General features: G+C 50.9%; 14 protein-coding genes. 1 reads left to right on the forward strand and 13 read right to left on the reverse strand.

Annotated elements, in window-relative coordinates; translation table 11 throughout:
- The first annotated feature begins 77 nt into the window (after nt 1–77).
- Nucleotides 78–887 (forward strand): TIGR03899 family protein, encoded by an 810-nt coding sequence (locus R0134_RS13975; RefSeq protein WP_319782572.1) that lies wholly within the window; start codon nt 78–80, stop codon nt 885–887.
- Nucleotides 888–1,127: 240 nt separating this feature from the next.
- Here R0134_RS13975 and cysG read toward each other — a convergent pair whose 3' ends face one another.
- From cysG to secE, 13 genes are all read right to left on the reverse strand, one after another.
- On the reverse strand, nt 1,128–2,537 hold the full coding sequence (gene cysG / locus R0134_RS13980) for a siroheme synthase CysG (protein WP_319782573.1): 1,410 nt from the start codon (nt 2,535–2,537) through the stop codon (nt 1,128–1,130).
- A gap of 246 nt (nt 2,538–2,783) precedes the next feature.
- Complete coding sequence (locus tag R0134_RS13985) at nt 2,784–3,185, reverse strand: CBS domain-containing protein (protein WP_087035411.1); 402 nt, start codon at nt 3,183–3,185, stop codon at nt 2,784–2,786.
- A 44-nt stretch (nt 3,186–3,229) separates the two neighbouring features.
- Nucleotides 3,230–4,000, reverse strand: coding sequence for a phosphoadenylyl-sulfate reductase (locus R0134_RS13990; protein WP_319782574.1), 771 nt, complete (start codon nt 3,998–4,000; stop codon nt 3,230–3,232).
- Nucleotides 3,987–5,681 carry an assimilatory sulfite reductase (NADPH) hemoprotein subunit gene (gene cysI / locus R0134_RS13995; protein ID WP_319782575.1) on the reverse strand — a complete coding sequence of 565 codons (1,695 nt, stop codon included), beginning with the start codon at nt 5,679–5,681 and terminating at the stop codon, nt 3,987–3,989. The genes R0134_RS13990 and cysI overlap by 14 nt, the downstream gene beginning before the upstream one ends.
- On the reverse strand, nt 5,681–7,483 hold the full coding sequence (locus R0134_RS14000; RefSeq protein ID WP_319782576.1) for an assimilatory sulfite reductase (NADPH) flavoprotein subunit: 1,803 nt from the start codon (nt 7,481–7,483) through the stop codon (nt 5,681–5,683). Before R0134_RS14000 ends, cysI begins: the two co-directional genes overlap by 1 nt.
- 494 nt (nt 7,484–7,977) lie before the next feature.
- Complete coding sequence (gene rpoC / locus R0134_RS14005; RefSeq protein WP_319782577.1) at nt 7,978–12,177, reverse strand: DNA-directed RNA polymerase subunit beta'; 4,200 nt, start codon at nt 12,175–12,177, stop codon at nt 7,978–7,980.
- A gap of 83 nt (nt 12,178–12,260) precedes the next feature.
- Nucleotides 12,261–16,289 carry a DNA-directed RNA polymerase subunit beta gene (gene rpoB, locus R0134_RS14010; RefSeq protein ID WP_319782578.1) on the reverse strand — a complete coding sequence of 1,343 codons (4,029 nt, stop codon included), beginning with the start codon at nt 16,287–16,289 and terminating at the stop codon, nt 12,261–12,263.
- A gap of 220 nt (nt 16,290–16,509) precedes the next feature.
- Nucleotides 16,510–16,872, reverse strand: coding sequence for a 50S ribosomal protein L7/L12 (rplL, locus tag R0134_RS14015; RefSeq protein WP_319782579.1), 363 nt, complete (start codon nt 16,870–16,872; stop codon nt 16,510–16,512).
- Nucleotides 16,873–16,926: 54 nt separating this feature from the next.
- On the reverse strand, nt 16,927–17,433 hold the full coding sequence (rplJ, locus tag R0134_RS14020; protein WP_319782580.1) for a 50S ribosomal protein L10: 507 nt from the start codon (nt 17,431–17,433) through the stop codon (nt 16,927–16,929).
- Nucleotides 17,434–17,671: 238 nt separating this feature from the next.
- Nucleotides 17,672–18,373, reverse strand: a complete 702-nt coding sequence (rplA, locus tag R0134_RS14025; RefSeq protein WP_319782581.1) for a 50S ribosomal protein L1 — start codon at nt 18,371–18,373, stop codon at nt 17,672–17,674.
- Between the two features lie 4 nt (nt 18,374–18,377).
- Entirely contained in the window at nt 18,378–18,806 is a 429-nt protein-coding gene (gene rplK / locus R0134_RS14030; protein ID WP_319782582.1) for a 50S ribosomal protein L11, read from the reverse strand.
- 127 nt (nt 18,807–18,933) lie between these two features.
- Nucleotides 18,934–19,461 (reverse strand): transcription termination/antitermination protein NusG, encoded by a 528-nt coding sequence (nusG, locus tag R0134_RS14035; protein ID WP_407668791.1) that lies wholly within the window; start codon nt 19,459–19,461, stop codon nt 18,934–18,936.
- Nucleotides 19,462–19,491: 30 nt separating this feature from the next.
- Nucleotides 19,492–19,863, reverse strand: coding sequence for a preprotein translocase subunit SecE (gene secE, locus R0134_RS14040; RefSeq protein WP_319782583.1), 372 nt, complete (start codon nt 19,861–19,863; stop codon nt 19,492–19,494).
- Nucleotides 19,864–19,898 lie beyond the last annotated feature (35 nt).

A 19,898-nucleotide genomic window follows, 5' to 3' on the forward strand; every position in this document is an offset into this window, starting at 1 on the left:
CATATACATACGCCACTCCATTTATAATTCAGGCGCGAATTTTAACATAGAAACAACATAGTTAACAATAGAAACTGATGACGCGAAAAGCCGCAACACTGGATAATAAACTAAAGAATCGTAAGGCTCTTTTACAGCAGCTCGCCGAGCAAAGAGGCATTGCTGGATTACTGCATGGCGACACCAAAATCAGCTTTGGTGAGCGTTTTAAAATTCGTCATCAGCTCGATGAAGCGGCGCGGCAAAAAAATCTAGAAACCATAGTGGAACTAGCCAGTCTGCAAGATAATGATGAAGTCGGCAATGAGCCAGACCCAGACTGGATCAGTCATTTCCTTGAATTAGCAGAAAATATTCGCCATCCCACCATGCAGCAATTTTGGGCCAATATTCTCTCGCAAGAAGTCCTCAACCCGGGGCATTGTTCGATTCAGGCCTTGAGTCGCTTACAATTGATGACCCAAAAAGATGCGCTGCTATTACAAAGAGCCAGCGCCCTCGCCTGCCACTTTGGCGATGAAAATTTAAGGTTACTGTTTGGTTATCAATATCGCACCTTGTTACAAGGCCAGCGCCAGCAGCGGCTTAATTTAGGCCGTTATCGCCTGCCTTATGCGGGTCTGATGCAATTATTTGAGCTGGGTTTGTTACATCAAGCAGAATTAGAATCCGGCGAGTTATCGCAGACTTCGCCGCTGCGCGTAATATTGAACAATCAGCCCATGACCTTGCAGCCACAGCGCAAAGGCATACGGCTGCTGTACTACCGCTTTACTACCGTCGGTAACGAGTTAGCCGCCTTGATCACAGAAACCACCCCTGCTGATTATCGTAACGAACTACAAGATCTATTAGCCCCGCTGGGACAGTTGAGCCTCAAGATATAGCGCCCAGCACCAAGGGCCTAGCTAAAACCAACCTCCGCTTATGATGATTTGGTGCTCCATCCGACATCACATCATTATCTGATAGATTCCACTTCTTAAGTTAAGCCAACAAAACCTAGGCAAAAAAATACCGGAACAAGTCCGGTATAAAGGTGGTTTACAAATAAGGGGTTATCTTGAGATTTGTTCTCGTTCTAGCTGGGCGCAGGGCGCAGGGCGCTTGATGCTCGGCGCTATGATTTAAGCATATTGCTCTTGAGCTTCGGCCTGTACCGCCTGTGCTTCCGCTTGGGGCTTAAACCAAGCCAGTGAATCTGCTAATGCGGCCACTTCGCCAATTACCATCAAAGATGGGCTGACTACCTGTTCAGCCAGCAACCCTAACTCACTTAAGGTGCCGCGCACTACGCGCTGCTGAGGTGTGGTACCGCGCTCGATTAAGGCCACCGGTGTGCTGGAGGCTAAGCCATTTTCGATTAAGCGCTGTTGAATATGTGCCGAGCGCATTAGCCCCATGTAAATCACCAAGGTCTGGCGGCTTTGCGCCAGTGATGCCCAGTTCGGCTCTTTACCATCTTGTTTGCTGTGGCCGGTAATAAACACCGCACTTTGCGCATGATCGCGATGGGTCAAGGGAATGCCCGCATAGGCGGTGGCACCCGCCGCCGCAGTAATGCCCGGTACCACTTGATAAGGAATACCGGCTTCTTTTAATGTTTCTAATTCTTCTGCACCGCGACCAAACATAAAGGGGTCGCCACCTTTAAGCCGTACCACGCGCTTACCGGTTAATGCCTGATCGACCAATAGCTGATTAATTTGGTCTTGGGGTACGCTGTGATGACCGGCTTTTTTACCCACAGCAATCAGCTCGGCTTCTGGGCGAATTAAGGCCATAATTTCCGGCGATACTAGTTGGTCGTACAACACCACTTCGGCCTTTTGTAATTCATTTAAGGCTTTAATAGTGAGCAGCTCAGGGTCACCTGGGCCTGCGCCCACCAAGATCACTTCACCGGTTTGCGGCTGATTGATCGCCTGCTCTAACCAGCGCTCGGCACTCGCCAACTCACCTTGTTGTAATAGCGTATTAAGCTGGGCGTCATCTTCGGCGCGCGCCCAAAAGCGACGGCGTTCATCGCTGGTGGCAAAGGCCGCCTGCACCTTAGTGCGCAGCTTACCGGCAACGCGGCTCAGCTCACCCCAGTGTTTAGGTAACAGTGCATCTAGGCGAGCACGCAATAAACGCGCCAGCCAAGGGGCGTCACCGCCGGTGCTAAAAGCCACTTGCAGCGGAAAACGCTCTACAATCGAGGGAAAGATCACCGCTGAGCGCTTGCTATCATCAGCCTTATTGACCAATAAACCACGCAAGTTCGCCGCCTGATAGACGTGGGCGTTCACTTCCTTGTTATCGGTGGCCGCCACCACTAAGAATTGCTCATCAAGATAGTGCTCTTCGAACACATCGTTTTGCCAAATAAACTGCGACTGCAGCGCAATCAGTTCAGGGCACAATAATGGTGCCACTATGGTTAAGCGGGCACCGCGCGCCAGCAAGACCCGCGCTTTACGAGCGGCCACTTTGCCTCCCCCCACTACCAAGCAAGGGCGGTGTTTAATTTTAATAAATAGGGGTAGGTGTTCCATGGCAATGTCCACTCATACAATAAAGTAGAAGCATTGTAAGGCAGAGCAAGTAGATCTCAAAAGAATGGATAATGATTTTTTATTCCAAAAAGGAATAAGTGAGAGGCAACGCCGAGCGCCCAGCACCAAGCGCCTAGCTGAAAACCAACCCAACAGAGAAAGATACGGTCGCGAGTCCGATGACAGCAGAGAGCAGAGGGTAGTTTTGTTCTTCTTTAGCTGGGCGCCGGGCGCTCGGCGCTGCTTTTATTTAATCATCTGGCGTAATAAGTCTTTCCACGACACCAAGCCGATTAGCTTTTCTTGCTCAACCACCGGCAAGCAGCCGATGTTGTGTTCAAGCATAATACGGGCGGCACTTTGCAAGGTAGCAGCACCGGTAATGGTGATGACATCTCGGCTCATCACTTGGTGAACGCGCCTTTGTAAGGTGTCTCGATCCCGCTCTACTTCTGCATCTGTGCCCAAATAGGGGCTGAGCGCGCGGCTCATGTCTGCATGGCTAATAATGCCACACAGCTGCTCTTGACCATTCAACACCAATAAATGGCGAAAGGCAGACTGAGTAAAAATATCTTGCACAAACGCCAGTCGATCGTCTTGATGGACAGTGGCAATCCGTCGGGTCATTATTTCCTGAACTCGCATGCGCTCTCCTTATAAAGGTCTATTGACCGGAGAAAGCATACGGTTTAGATACCGCTACCGTCAGCTTCCTGCGAGTCATGAAGACCACATTCACGCTTCATACCAAAGAAGCGCGTATCTGCCTCAGACATGCCCGGTTCCCATTTCGCCGTGGTGTGCACATCGCCCACTGAAACGTAACCTTGCTCCCACAGCGGATGATAAGGCAAATCAAACTGTTGCAGGTAATAATGCACGTCTTTGTTGCTCCAGTCGATGATCGGCAAGAACTTGAAACGTCCGCCTTGTACGCCCAGCACTTCTAACTTATCGCGGCTCTCAGACTGGCTGCGGCGCAAACCAGAAAACCAAGTGCTGGCCTCTAATTCACGCAGCGCCCGCTGCATCGGCTCAACTTTATTCAGCTGGTTGTAACGGCTCAGGCCTTCAGCGCCCTGCTCCCACAAGTTGCCGTAACAGGCTTCTTGCCATGCAGCCGAGCGACTGGCCTGATAAATCTTTAGGTTTAAGCCTAAACGCTCGGTTAATTCGTCGATAAAGCGATAGGTTTCCGGAAATAAATAACCGGTGTCGGTCAAAATCACCGGCACATCGGCTTTTTCTTTGGTGACCAAGTGCAGCATCACCGCCGCCTGAATACCAAAGCTTGAGGACAACACCGGAGCACCCGGTAGGTGCTCCAATGCCCAGCGCACCCGCTCAGGCGCGCTCATGGCCGCTAGCTCTTGATTGAGCGGGGCCAAGGCCGCCGCTCGTTCAACAGCACTCAGGTTAGTCAGCTCAGATAAGCTAAGTAACACACTAGACTGCGGCATAAAAATCCCTCGCCGAGTCGATAACAGGGGCGATGATGCCGGCACGAATAACAAAGTCACCAAAGCCTTCACCGCTGTTGCGTTCCGCGGACCAACGGCCAATCAGCTCATCCAGCTCCGCCATAATTTGGCGGTCGGTGATGTTTTCTTTGTACATACGCGGAATACGCGTGCCTTCGCGGTTGCCGCCTAAGTGCAGGTTATAACGACCGGGCGCCTTACCCACTAGGCCCACTTCCGCCAACATGGCACGACCACAGCCGTTCGGGCAGCCGGTCACACGAAAGATAATATTGTCATCACTAATATTGTGCTTGGCCAAGTAACCTTCTAACTCAGTCACGTACTCTGGCAACACCCGCTCCGACTCCGCCATGGCTAACGGGCAAGTAGGCAATGACACACAGGCCATTGAGCTCTTACGCTGCTCGGAGACTGAATCTTCAATTAAACCGTGCTCGCGCGCTAACTGCTCAATGCGCGCTTTCTCACTGGTCGGCACGCCGGCAATGATCAGATTTTGGTTGGCGGTTAAGCGAAAATCACCTTGGTGAATGTTAGCAATCTCACGCATACCTGTTTTCAGGGTTTTACCTGGGTAATCCAGAATACGGCCGTTTTCGATAAAGAGCGTTAAGTGCTGCTTACCGTCGATACCTTCTACCCAACCAAAGCGATCGCCACGGCTAGTAAATTCATAAGGACGAACCTCAGCAAAGGTGATACCGGCACGCTTTTCTACTTCCGCCTTAAATACCTCTACGCCCACTCGCTCAAGGGTATATTTGGTCTTGGCGTTTTTACGCTCGACTCGGTTACCCATGTCACGCTGCGTGGTCACTACCGCTTCGGCAATGGCAATAGTGTGCGACAGCGGGATAAAACCAAAGTCGGTAGCTTTGCGCGGGAAAGTCGCGGTGTCGCCGTGGGTCATGGCCAAGCCACCGCCCACTAATACGTTAAAGCCAACCAGTTTGCCATCTTCGGCGATGGCCACGAAGCTTAAGTCGTTGGCGTGCAAGTCCACATCGTTATGAGGTGGGATCACCACCGCAGTTTTAAACTTACGGGGCAAATAAGTGGCACCCAAAATGGGCTCTTCATCGGGCGTATCTAAACGCTCACCATCCAACCAAATTTCTAAGTAAGCACGGGTCTTCGGCAACAAGTGCTCGGAGATCTGCTTCGCCCACTCATAGGCTTCTTGGTGCAGCTCTGATTCAACCGGGTTACTGGTGCACAGCACGTTACGGTTTACGTCACCGGCGGTGGCAATGGAGTCGATACCGGTGCTGTTCAAGGTTTGGTGCATATGCTTGATATCGCGCTTTAACACACCGTGAAACTGGAAGGTTTGACGAGTAGTCAGGCGAATACTGCCATAGATGCTGCTTTCTTCCGCGAACTTGTCGATCACCAGCCACTGCTGAGGTTGGATAATGCCGCCGGGTAAGCGAGCGCGCAGCATAACGTTATGCAAAGGCTCCAACTTTTGGGCGGTACGTTCGTTACGAATATCGCGGTCATCTTGCTGATACATGCCGTGCACGCGGATCAGCTGGAAGTTATCGCCGTTAAAACCACCGGTGAGACCATCGCTTAAGTCTTGCTCTATGGTGCCGCGCAGAAAGTTACTTTCGCCCTTCATGCGTTCGTTATCGGACAGCTTTTGTTCGCTCATTAGTATACATCCCTCTGGTAACGCTTGGCTGCGCGCAGCGCATCTACATATTCGGTTGCTTGATCGGTAGTCTGGTTGCCGTGCTCAGCCACTATGTCAATCAGGGCATCGTGCACGTCTTTGGCCATCTTGTTGGCATCGCCACACACATAGAAGTGCGCGCCTTGCTCTAACCAAGCGTAAACCTCGGCGCCTTGCTCACGCAGCTTGTGCTGCACATAGATTTTTTCTTGCTGGTCGCGGCTAAAGGCCAAGGAAATCTTGTTCAATAAACCGGACTTCATATAACGCTGCCATTCCAACTGATACAAGAAGTCTTGGGTAAAGTGCGGATTACCGAAGAACAACCAGTTTTGACCACTGGCATCCCTTGCATCACGCTCTTGCAAGAAGGCGCGAAACGGCGCTATGCCAGTACCCGGGCCGACCATGATCACCGGGGTGTCATCATTGGCGGGCAGGCGGAAGTTATCGTTATGCTCGATGAAAACGCGTACTTGGGCGCCCTCTTCCAGACGGTCCGACAGATAAGCAGAAGCGCCGCCGTTACGGGATTCGCCATCTTGGTCAAAACGCACCACACCTACCGTGAGATGCACTTCGTCTTCTACTTCAGCTTGCGATGAGGCAATGGAGTACAAGCGTGGTGTGAGGCGGCGTAGGCTGGCTTGCAGCTGCTCGGCGGTCAATGCACCTTGTTGTTCACGGGCGATATCTAAAATTTGGTGCTTAGCGCAGTATTCACGCAGTGCCGCTTTATCATCGACCAGTGCACGTAACTTAGGTGCATCGGTTAACTCAGAGTAAGACTGCACAAAACTGGCATAGCCTTGGGTCAGCTCATAACTGTTGATCAGCGCTTCACGTATGGTGACGCTTTGCTCATCCACAATCACTTCGCTTGCCGCATCAACGCCGGTCTGCGCCAACAGCGCATCCACTAATTGTTCGTCGTTGCTAAACCATACGCCGAGCGCATCGCCAGGCTGATAGCTGAGATCTGAGCCTTCTAGTGAAATCTCAAAGTGGCGCACATCTCTATCTGAATCACGACCGACAATCGCTTGATTGGTCAGCAGCTCAGCAGCAAAGGGATGCTTCTTGTTATAGAGGCTAGTGGCACCGGCAGTCAGTGGCACCACAGGGGCCAGATCGTTGGCGGCCTCAGACTTGAGTGCTTCTTTAACCAACGCAACGGCTTCTTGGCTCCAGCTTTGGCACACAGCGTCGTAATCCACGTCTGCATCTAAGCGCGCTAACAATGGCGTGGCACCGGCTTTGCTGAGGTATTCATCAAAGTCTTTACCGGTCTGGCAATAAAACTCGTAAGACGAGTCGCCCAGACCAATCACACCGTATTGCAGGCCGTCTAACTTGCCCGCCTTACCGGCTTTTAATTCTTTATGAAACTCGATAGCATCGTCAGGGGCTTCGCCCTCGCCGTTGGTACTGGCGACGATCAACACATGGGTTTCTTTTTTCAGGTTACGGACTTTGTAGTCTGCGGCATTAAACAGGCTCACTTCCACGCCATTGGCACTGGCGCTGGCTTTAAGCTCTTTGGCCACGCCTTTAGCGTTACCGGTTTGTGAGGCATAAATAATGGTCAACTTACCGGCCGGTTGCGCAACTGCAATCGGGCCAGGGGCGGCAATACCCGCGGTATGTTGGCTAATGCCGTAAAAATAACCGCTTACCCACGCCAGTTGAGTCGCACTTAACTCGGCTGCCACCTGAGTAAGCTTATGGACTTGTTGTTCGTTTAGCGGGCTGGCAGACGCCGCGAGTTCTTTTAACAGCATGACATTCACTTCCACTTTTCCAGATGCATATAGCTTAAACGAGGATGGTCGCAACAAGAAAGAATAAAAGATGATTTTTTATACCTTAAAGGCATAAGAGAGAAAAGCGCCGAGCGCCAAGCCAAAAATCAACATCGATATTGGCATGGTGCAGCAAAGCTATTGCTTTGCGGTAGAAGTCCTTTTAGTCGGCCCGTATCTTAGGTAAAGAGCTACGCAGTAAAACAAGAATCCACAGACAACATCAATGTTAAACACGGCATTGTTTTCGGTGTGTCCTTGTGGATTTGCTGTGATTCGATGGTTTGTGTGGCGCTATGCGCCTCCGGCCAGCTGAAGCGGCCTCTACAACCGAGTAACGCTGTCAACACTGCATGGTCTGTAGGTTTCCTTCTCTTCCCCTTCACTCTTTACGCTTCACTTTTTACGGAATAAAAAAAGGCCCCCTTGCGGGAGCCTTTGTTATCAGCGAGTCGAGATTCGTTACTTGTTACTTATTTGGTCGCGTTCAACAAATTAGCTAGATTCTGTTCGACTTCATCTGCCGATACAGGCACTGCTTGATCTGGATTACGCTTGGCATTGCGCGCCTGATGGTAGGCAAAACCAGTACCCGCAGGTACCAGACGGCCTACAATCACGTTCTCTTTCAGACCGCGCAAGTTATCTACTTTGCCGGACACAGCTGCCTCGGTCAGTACTCGAGTGGTTTCCTGGAAGGACGCCGCTGAGATGAACGATTCAGTGCTTAGCGATGCCTTAGTGATACCCATCAATACATGACGGTATTCCACTGGCTGCTTCTTCGCCGCAATCAACGCACGGTTGGCTTGGCGAATACGCACCACTTCTGCTTGCTCACCGTTAATGAAGTCGGAATCGCCCGCATTCATTATTTCGGCGCGACGCAGCATCTGACGCACGATTGTTTCAATGTGTTTATCGTTGATCTTAACGCCTTGCAAGCGGTAAACCTCTTGCACTTCGTTCACGATATAATTGGCTACTGGGCTAATGCCACGTAGACGCAGGATATCGTGTGCGGATTCTGGACCATCGGCCAGAACTTCGCCTTTTTCAACTTTCTCACCTTCAAACACGTTCACGTGACGCCATTTGTGGATCATCTCCTCAAACGGTTCGCCACCATCTAACGGTGTGATCACCAAGCGGCGCTTGCCTTTGGTCTCTTTACCGAATGCGATGGTGCCCGAAATTTCCGCCAAGATAGCCGGCTCTTTCGGTAGACGCGCTTCAAACAAGTCAGCAACCCGTGGTAGACCACCGGTGATATCTTTAGTACCACTGGATTCCTGTGGAATACGCGCAACCGCGTCACCCACGTTTACCACGGCACCATCTTCTAGGCTGACAATCGAACGGCCTGGTAAGAAGTACAGCGCAGACAAGTCGGTGCCTGGGATAATCACATCATTGTTGTGATCATCAATCAGCTTAACTGTCGGACGCAGCTCTTTACCTGAAGCCGGACGTTCGTTCACATCCATGACTACAATGCTGGACAGACCGGTCAGTTCATCGGTTTGACGGCTGATGGTCACGCCATCAATCATGTCGATAAACTTAACATGACCTGCCACTTCGGTAACGATTGGGTGCGTGTGCGGGTCCCACGTTGCCACTAACTGGCCAAGTTGAACCTGCTCGCCGTCCGCTTTCTCCAACAAAGCACCGTAAGGCAGTTTGTGGTTTTCACGGGTTTGACCCAATTCATCGATAATGGTCAGTTCAGAAGAACGCGACACGATGACCGTCTTACCGTCGTTATTAGTCACGAACTTAGCGTTAACCAGCTTCAAGGTACCTGGGTTTTTCACCTGGATACTGTTTTCTGCTGCCGCTCGTGATGCTGCACCACCGATGTGGAAGGTACGCATCGTTAACTGGGTACCCGGCTCACCGATAGACTGAGCGGCGATAACGCCGACTGCTTCGCCTTGGTTAACCAAGTGGCCACGGGCCAAGTCACGGCCGTAACAGTGTGCACATACGCCATGGTCGTTATCACAAGTAATAACGGAGCGTACTTTAATGCGGTCTACCGAGCTGTCTTCGATCTCATCACACCACTTCTCATCGAGCAGGGTGTTACGAGCCACTAAGATTTCATTCTCGGTACCAGGGCGGATCACGTCTTCGACCACTACTCGGCCCAATACGCGGTCACGCAACTGCTCAACCACATCACCGCCTTCGATAAGCGAGGTGATCCACAGACCGTCGAAGGTGCCACAGTCGTCGGTGGTGATCACCAAGTCTTGCGCCACGTCTACTAGACGACGAGTCAGGTAACCGGAGTTAGCCGTCTTCAATGCGGTATCTGCCAGACCCTTACGGGCACCGTGCGTGGAGTTAAAGTACTGAAGTACGTTCAAACCTTCACGGAAGTTGGCGATGATCGGCGTTTCGATGATGGAACCATCTGGTTTCGCCATCAGACCACGCATACCCGCCAACTGACGGATCTGAGCGGCACTACCACGAGCGCCAGAGTCGGCCATCATGTAAATGCTGTTGAACGAGTCTTGCAGCACTTCGTTACCTTGCGCGTCAATCACCTTGTCTTTCGACAAGTTTTCCATCATCGCTTTAGACACACGCTCGTTGGCGCTGGCCCAAATATCGATAACTTTGTTGTAACGCTCGCCCGCGGTAACCAAACCAGACTGGAACTGCTCCTGGATTTCAGATACTTCGGCTTCGGCTTCTTCGATGATGTACTTTTTCGCATCAGGAATAACCAAGTCGTTGATACCCACAGACACGCCAGACAAAGTGGCGTACTGGAAACCGGTATACATCAATTGGTCAGCAAAGATTACAGACTCTTTCAGGCCCAAACGACGGTAACAAGCGTTCATCAACTTAGAGATCTGCTTCTTGCCCATGGCTTGGTCGATCATGCTGAAAGGCAAGCCTTTAGGCACAACCAAGCTCAGGATGGCACGACCGATAGTGGTATCACGGATAGCCGTGGTTTCCACTTCAGTGCCGTCTTCCATGCGCTCAGAGTCGGTGATGCGGATCTTCACTTTGGCATGCAGCTCTGCATGACCGCCGCGATAAACCTTTTCCGCTTCTTTGGCGCTGGTCAGCAACATGCCTTCGCCTTTGGCGTTGATCTTGTCGCGGGTCATGTAATACAAACCCAGTACTACGTCTTGCGACGGTACTATGATCGGCTCACCGTTAGCAGGTGACAGTATGTTGTTGGTCGACATCATCAAAGCACGCGCTTCAAGCTGTGCTTCTATGGTCAGCGGTACGTGGACCGCCATTTGGTCACCGTCGAAGTCGGCGTTATAGGCCGCACACACTAATGGGTGCAACTGAATCGCTTTACCTTCGATCAACACCGGCTCAAAGGCCTGGATACCCAAACGGTGCAAAGTAGGTGCACGGTTCAGTAATACCGGGTGTTCGCGGATCACATCGTCCAGTACGTCCCATACTACGGCTTCTTCGCGCTCAACCATCTTCTTGGCCGCTTTGATAGTCGTAGCTAGGCCGCGCGCTTCCAATTTGCCATAGATGAAAGGTTTGAACAGCTCGAGTGCCATTTTCTTAGGCAGACCGCACTGGTGCAAACGCAAAGTCGGGCCCACTACGATTACCGAACGACCGGAGTAGTCAACACGCTTACCGAGTAAGTTCTGACGGAAACGACCTTGCTTACCCTTGATCATATCTGCCAAGGACTTCAGCGGGCGCTTGTTAGAACCAGTAATGGCACGACCACGACGGCCGTTATCGAGCAACGCATCCACAGATTCCTGCAGCATACGCTTTTCGTTACGCACGATAATATCGGGCGCAGCTAAGTCTAATAGACGCTTCAAACGGTTGTTACGGTTGATCACGCGACGATATAAATCGTTCAGATCAGAAGTCGCAAAACGACCACCGTCCAATGGTACCAAAGGACGCAAATCCGGTGGCAATACTGGTAACACGGTCAGCACCATCCACTCAGGCTTGTTGCCTGAGCCATGGAAAGCTTCCATCAGTTTGAAACGCTTGGTAATTTTCTTACGCTTGGTTTCAGAGTTGGTTTGACCCAGCTCTTCACGCATCACTTCAATCTCGGCACCGAGATCGATGGCGCGCAGCAAAGACAGTACCGCTTCGGCACCCATCTTGGCGTCAAATTCGTCGCCCCACTCTTCTAGCGCGTCTAAATACTGCTCTTCAGACAGCATTTGACCACGCTCTAAGCTGGTCATGCCGGCTTCGATAACCACGAAGGATTCGAAGTACAACACGCGCTCGATATCACGCAATGTCATGTCCAGCAGCAAACCGATACGGCTTGGCAGGGACTTCAAGAACCAGATGTGAGCAACCGGACTGGCCAGCTCAATGTGGCCCATGCGCTCACGGCGCACTTTGGTCTGGGTAACTTCAACGCCGCATTTTTCGCAGATAACACCGCGATGCTTGAGGCGCTTGTACTTACCACACAGACACTCATAGTCCTTGACCGGACCAAAAATCCGGGCACAGAAAAGACCGTCACGCTCCGGTTTGAAGGTACGGTAGTTGATGGTCTCAGGCTTTTTGACTTCGCCAAAAGACCAAGAGCGGATCATGTCTGGGGATGCCAGACCGATTTTGATCCCGTCAAACTCTTCTGTCTTATTCTGCGCTTTCAAAAACTTAAGTAAGTCTTTCACATTAGTCTCCTGTGAGGAGTTCTACCTAGGCGCCCGCCTTTCAAAAAAAGAGGGCGCCGTTATTTCTCAGGCAGTCTGTCGCCTTAACTTTCGTCCAGCTCGATGTTGATACCGAGAGAGCGAATTTCTTTCAACAATACGTTGAAAGACTCGGGCATGCCCGGCTCCATACGGTGATCACCATCGACGATGTTTTTATACATCTTAGTACGACCGTTAACGTCATCCGACTTGACCGTCAACATTTCTTGCAAGGTATAGGCGGCACCGTATGCTTCCAGTGCCCACACTTCCATCTCACCGAAACGCTGACCACCAAACTGAGCTTTACCACCCAGCGGCTGTTGCGTTACCAGACTGTAAGAACCAGTAGAACGGGCGTGCATCTTGTCGTCCACCAAGTGGTTCAACTTCAGCATGTACATATAGCCCACGGTCACAGCACGCTCAAACGCGTTACCAGTACGACCGTCATACAGCGTGATCTGACCAGATTCTGGCAGATCGGCCAGCAGCAGCATGCGCTTAATTTCGTGCTCATCAGCACCATCAAACGCCGGCGTTGCCATTGGCATGCCGTGGCGCAAGTTATTGGCCAGCGTCTGCACTTCAACGTCGGTGAAGGTAGACAGGTCTACTTTCTGACGGATGCCATCACCCAGGTCGTAAACTTCCTGAATGAATTCGCGCAGACGAGCAATGGCTTGCTGCTCTTTGAGCATACGGTCAATCTTCTCGCCGATGCCCTTGGCCGCTAAGCCTAAGTGCGTCTCGAGGATCTGACCGATGTTCATCCGCGACGGTACACCCAGTGGGTTCAATACCATATCTACCGGTACGCCATGCTCGTCATGCGGCATGTCTTCAACCGGTACTATGATAGAAACCACACCCTTGTTACCGTGACGGCCGGCCATCTTATCGCCAGGCTGAATTTGACGTTTAACCGCCAAGTACACCTTAACGATTTTCAGCACGCCCGGCGCCAGATCATCACCTTGGGTGATCTTGCGACGTTTGTTTTCGAACATCTTATCGAAGTCAGCTTTCAGCTCAGCTTGTTGCTCAGCTAATTGCTCAAGCTCAATTTGCTTGGCTTCGTCATCAATTGACTGTTCCAGTAACTGGTTACGGGCAATCTTAGACACTTGCTCAGCAGACATACCAGAAGCGATTAGCACGTTACGAGCACGAGCGTAAACGCCGTCTTCGAGGATGCTGAACTCTTCAGTTAAGTCTTTCTTCGCCTGCTTCAACTGCATGTGCTCAATGTCTTGGGCACGCTTGTCTTTTTCAATGCCATCACGGGTAAAGACTTGTACGTCTATGACCGTACCAAACACTGAGTTAGGTACACGCAAAGACGAGTCTTTAACGTCGGAGGCTTTTTCACCGAAGATGGCTCGCAGTAGCTTCTCTTCTGGCGTTAGCTGGCTTTCACCCTTAGGAGTTACTTTACCAACTAAGATATCGCCGGGACGCATTTCTGCACCCACGTACACGATACCGGACTCATCAAGCTTGCTCAGCGCAGATTCACCCACGTTCGGGATATCAGCGGTGATTTCTTCTGGGCCCAACTTGGTATCACGAGAGATACAAGTCAGTTCCTGAATATGAATGGTGGTCAGGCGGTCATGCTCTACCAGACGCTCATTCAGCAAGATGGAATCTTCGAAGTTAAACCCGTTCCATGCCATAAAGGCCACGCGCAGGTTCTGACCCAAGGCTAATTCGCCCAAGTCAGTTGAAGGACCGTCGGCCAATACGTCGCCGCCCAGTACCCGCTCACCCGGCATCACACAAGGACGCTGGTTGATACAGGTGTTCTGGTTAGAACGGGTGTACTTGGTCAGGTTATAGATGTCGATACCGGCTTCGCCAGGCAGCATCTCTTCTTCGTTAACTTTTACTACTATGCGTGAAGCATCGGCGTAATCGACGATACCGCCACGCTTGGCCACTACGGTTACACCGGAGTCGACGGCTACTGCACGCTCAATACCAGTACCTACCAGCGGCTTATCGACGCGTAGCGTTGGTACGGCTTGACGTTGCATGTTCGAACCCATCAAGGCTCGGTTAGCATCATCGTGCTCAAGGAAAGGTATCAAAGACGCCGCAACAGAAACGACCTGCTGTGGACTCACGTCCATGTACTGCACCTGATCGGCGTTCATATAGGTGGCTTCACCTTTATGACGGGACGCAACCAGCTCTTCAGTCAGACGGTTGTCGTCATCAGAGGCGGCGTTAGCCTGAGCGATCACGAAGTGACCTTCCTCGATGGCAGACAAGTAGTCTACATCGTCGGTAATTTGGCCATCGACCACTTTACGATACGGGGTCTCAAGGAAACCGTATTCGTTAGTGCGCGAGTAGCAAGCCAGTGAGTTGATCAGGCCGATGTTTGGTCCTTCTGGCGTTTCGATAGGACACAGACGACCGTAGTGGGTGGTGTGTACATCTCGAACTTCAAAGCCAGCACGTTCACGGGTCAAACCACCTGGGCCTAATGCAGAAATACGACGTTTGTGCGTGACTTCTGAAAGCGGGTTGTTTTGGTCCATAAACTGGGACAATTGGCTTGAGCCAAAGAACTCTTTCACCGCCGCCGAAATCGGCTTGGCGTTGATTAAGTCTTGTGGCATCAAAGTATCTAGATCGCCTAATGACAGACGCTCACGTACCGCACGCTCAACGCGCACTAAGCCAACACGGAACTGGTTTTCTGCCATTTCGCCCACAGAGCGAATACGACGGTTACCCAAGTGGTCGATATCGTCCACTTCGTCATTACCGTTACGGATGTCGATCAAGCGCTTCATCACGTCAACGATATCTGACTTAGTCAGAGTACCCGGACCATCAATCTCATCACGGAACAGACGACGGTTAAATTTCATCCGGCCCACGGTGGAGAGGTCATAACGGTCTTCTGAGAAGAATAAGTTCTCAAACAAGGTGTCAGCAGCATCGCGGGTTGGCGGCTCGCCTGGGCGCATCATGCGATACACTTCGACCAAGGCTTCTACGCGGTTGGTTGAAGAGTCAATACGCAAGGTGTCAGACATGTAAGCGCCGTGATCCAGTTCGTTAGTGAACAGGGTCTCAAACTGCTTAATGCCAGCCACAGACAAGTTTGCCAACACTTCTAAGGTCAGCTCGCTATTGGCGCCAATAACCAGTTCGCCGGTGTCGACGTTAACATAGTCTTTAGCAACCACTTTACCGACAGCATATTCCACCGGTACTTCGATTTTTTCGATGCCGGCTTTTTCCAGTTGACGAATATGGCGCGCAGTAATACGACGGCCAATTTCAACCAGAACTTCACCTTCAACCAGAATGTCGAACGAGGCGGTTTCGCCACGCAGACGCTCAGGCTTAAGTTCCATCATCAACTTGCCATTGGTGACTTCGAACGTGGTGGTTTCGAAGAACATTTCCAGAATTTCTTCTGTCGTGAACTCAAGGGCACGTAACATGATGGACGCGGGTAGCTTGCGACGACGGTCGATACGAACAAACAGGTTGTCTTTCGCATCAAACTCAAAATCGAGCCAGGAACCACGGTAAGGGATCACACGCGCGTTATACAAGACTTTACCCGAAGAGTGAGTCTTGCCACGGTCGTGATCGAAAAACACACCCGGGCTGCGGTGCAGCTGGGAGACTATTACCCGCTCGGTACCATTGATAACAAAGGTGCCGTTTACAGTCATGAGCGGGATTTCGCCCATGTAGACTTCTTGCTCTTTAATGTCTTTGACAGTGCCAGGTGCGGCTTCTCTGTCGTACAGCACCATGCGCAATTTAACGCGCAAGGGCGCCGAATAAGTTACACCACGGATTTGACATTCTTTAACGTCAAATACGGGCTCGCCCAAACGGAAACTGACATATTGCAATTCAGCATTGCCAGAATAGCTGGCGATGGGGAAGACGCTGCGAAAAGCCGCTTCCAAACCGTGTTCGCCGCGCGGATCTGCTTCAATAAACTGTTTGAAGGAATCAAGCTGGATTGATAGCAGGTAAGGCGTGTCCAAGACTTGGTCACGTTTACCGAAGTCCTTACGAATGCGCTTTTTCTCTGTGTAAGAGTAAACCATAGGGTTCCTCAGCTCGCTGATAAGTGACCCATCTGTCCAAATGGGACAGCTCTAAATAACATCGTTTTTTCGACACGGACGTCTCGACAACATCCGATGGCTGGTACTACAAGAGGCACAAACGATGTGAAATTCCTCTCATCCTACAGCGCAAAAGGGCCGGTGAATAATATTCACCAGCCCTAGCCTGATTACTCAGGCCGCTAAGCTAAAATTTAGCTTATTTAAGATCAACAGAAGCACCTGCTTCTTCGAGCTCTTTCTTCAATGTCTCAGCTTCGCCTTTGCTCAGTGCTTCTTTAACTGCACATGGAGCGGCTTCAACCAGACCCTTGGCTTCTTTCAGGCCAAGACCGGTAGCAGAACGTACGGCTTTGATTACAGATACTTTATTCGGGCCGATTGCGGTCAGCATAACGTCGAATTCAGTCTGCTCTTCAACAACAGCAGCTTCGCCAGCAGAGGCAACAGCAGCAGCAGCAGAAACGCCGAACTTCTCTTCCATTGCTTCGATCAGTTCAACAACTTGCATTACAGACATTTCTGCAACGGCTTCAATGATTTGGTCTTTAGTGATAGACATGACTCAAATTCCTAATGTTCTGAAGTATTTGGGTTTCAAGCAACAAACGACAGCTTATGCTGAGGCTTCTGCTTGTTTTTGGTCGCGCAGGGCTGCGATAGTACGTACCAGCTTGCCAGCAGAAGCTTCTTTCATAGTCGCCATCAGCTGTGCAATTGCTTCGTTGTACGTCGGCAGTTTTGCGAGACGGTCAATATCTGCTGCGGGGATAAAAGCACCCTCGTAAGCCAGACCTTTAACCTCGAATGCGCTTTGCTCTTTAGCAAAGTCCTTGAACAAACGAGCGGCAGCGCCCGGGTGTTCGTTGGAAAACGCAAGCAGGGTAGGACCAACGAATACCTCATTGAGGCACTCATAGTTGGTCTCTTTAACGGCGATGCGAGCTAACGTGTTACGGACTACCTTAAGGTAAACTCCGTTATCACGCGCTTGCTGGCGCAGTTTGGTCATGGCAGCTACAGTAACGCCACGTGCATCGGCAACTACTGCAGACAGGGCGCCCTTGGCAGCTTCGTTGACTTCAGCAACTATTGCCTTTTTGTCTTCGAGTCTTAATGCCATTGGCTAAACTCCTGGATCCACCTGGGATAAAACCCAGATTAAACACACGCCTCTGTTAAAACAGAGACACCAAGATGACAGATTCCAGAAGAAAAAATATTTTCTAACTGGGTCCCGGCACCATCTACGCTGGATCATTAAGACGATAACGTCTCCAGCGGTCTTGGACGGGAGTCGAAGCCCCCAACCAAATCACAAGGCGCAAAATACTACGTGAGTTGATGCGCCTTGTAAATGCTTATTTCTTTTCGTCTAGGCTTGCTTGATCAATAGTAACGCCGGCACCCATAGTGGTGGACAGGGTTACTTTCTTGATGAAGATACCTTTAGAAGTTGCAGGCTTGGCACGCTTCAGTGCTACCAACAGTGCTTCCAAGTTGCCTTTCAGGTTCTCAACGGTGAAATCAGCCTTACCAATAGTGGTGTGGATGATACCGTTTTTGTCGTTGCGATAACGAACCTGACCAGCTTTAGCATTCTTAACGGCTTCAGCAACGTTAGGAGTTACTGTACCTACTTTAGGGTTAGGCATCAGACCACGTGGGCCCAAGATTTGGCCTAACTGACCAACAACGCGCATGGCATCAGGAGATGCGATAACGACGTCGAAGTTCATTTCACCTTTCTTGATTTGCTCGGCAAGATCTTCCATGCCAACCAATTCAGCGCCGGCTTCTTTAGCGGCTTCAGCGTTAGCGCCTTGAGCAAATACTGCAACGCGTACGTCACGACCAGTACCGTTTGGCAGCACAGTTGCGCCACGTACGTTTTGGTCAGATTTACGAGCGTCGATGCCCAAGTTAACAGCAACGTCTACGCTTTCTACAAACTTGGCAGTAGCCAATTCTTGTAACAGAGCAACGGCTTCATTGATTTCGTAGTTTTTAGTGCTTTCGATGCGGTCACGAATAACACGCATGCGCTTAGTTAATTTAGCCATCGTCTTAACCCTCCACTGCCAGGCCCATGGACCGAGCAGTACCTTCGATTGTACGAACGCGGGCATCAACATCGGCACCGGTCATGTCTTTTTGCTTGATCTCAGCAATTTCTTCTAACTGAGCGCGGTTAACAGTACCCACTTTCTCAGAGTTAGGCTTAGCCGAGCCAGACTTCACGCCAGCTGCCTTCAGCAACAAGAACGCCGCAGGCGGAGTCTTGGTTTCGAAGGTGAAAGAACGGTCGCTGTACACAGTAATGATTACTGGGATTGGCGAGCCTTTCTCTAGGCTTTCTGTACGAGCGTTAAACGCCTTACAGAATTCCATGATGTTAACGCCGTGCTGACCCAGAGCTGGACCAACCGGAGGACTTGGGTTTGCTGCACCGGCTGCAACTTGCAGCTTGATGTAGGCTTGGACTTTCTTAGCCATTGAGATTACCTCGTTATTGGGTGATAGCGCCGCCAAGCTGTGCTTGTAATCGGCTCCCCTGTATTAAAAGGGCGGCAAATTTTAGTACTATTTGCCGCCACTCGCAAGTTCTATGAGCAAACTTTAATCAGGATTTTTCAACCTGACCAAACTCCAGCTCAACTGGGGTAGAACGACCGAAGATCATGACCGACACCTTAATGCGGCTCTTCTCATAATCAACCGATTCCACCACACCGTTAAAGTCGGCGAACGGACCTTCAGAAACACGCACCAGTTCACCCGGTTCAAACAGGGTTTTTGGTTTCGGCTTATCAATCGCATCTTGCAGACGATTCAAGATCAAATCTGCTTCTTTATCAGAGATAGGTGCCGGACGCTCAGGCGTACCACCGATAAAGCCCATCACGCGCGGAATACTGCGCACTAGGTGCCAGCTGGCATCGTTCATCTGCATTTGTACTAAGACGTAGCCGGGGAAGAATTTGCGCTCGCTCTTACGTTTTTGACCAGCGCGCATTTCGACCACTTCTTCAGTTGGCACTAAAATTTCGCCAAACTGCTCTTCCATCTCATTCAGCCGGATATGCTCGATAAGCGATTTCTGAACGCGGCCTTCGTATCCGGAAAACGCTTGGATCACGTACCAACGCATTCTTTGTTCTGGTTCAGACATGGTTAATCCCTATACTCCGGTGACCAGATTGACCAGCCATACCAGCAAGCCATCCAGCATAAATAGAAACAGGCCGACCACAGCAGTGACGGCTAGTACAATCAGGGTAGTTTGGATCGCTTCTTGGCGGTTAGGCCACACCACTTTGCGCATTTCCAGACGAGATTCTTTAGCAAAGGCGACCGTAGTCTTACCTTTATGTGTTTGGTAGGCCAATAATCCAGCCACCCCTAAGGCGACAACAACGGCCGCGGCACGAAGGGCCACCGACAGCTCGCTATAAAGAGAGTTTGCAACCACGGTTGCTACCAAAATAATAAACACTAGTCCCCATAACAGGGAATCTTTGGCCCCGCTTTGGCTCTCAATATTTGCACTCATAAGGCTACCTGTCTAAAACTTGAGTCCATTACGGA

The organism is Oceanisphaera sp. IT1-181 (assembly GCF_033807535.1).
Classification (GTDB): domain Bacteria; phylum Pseudomonadota; class Gammaproteobacteria; order Enterobacterales; family Aeromonadaceae; genus Oceanimonas.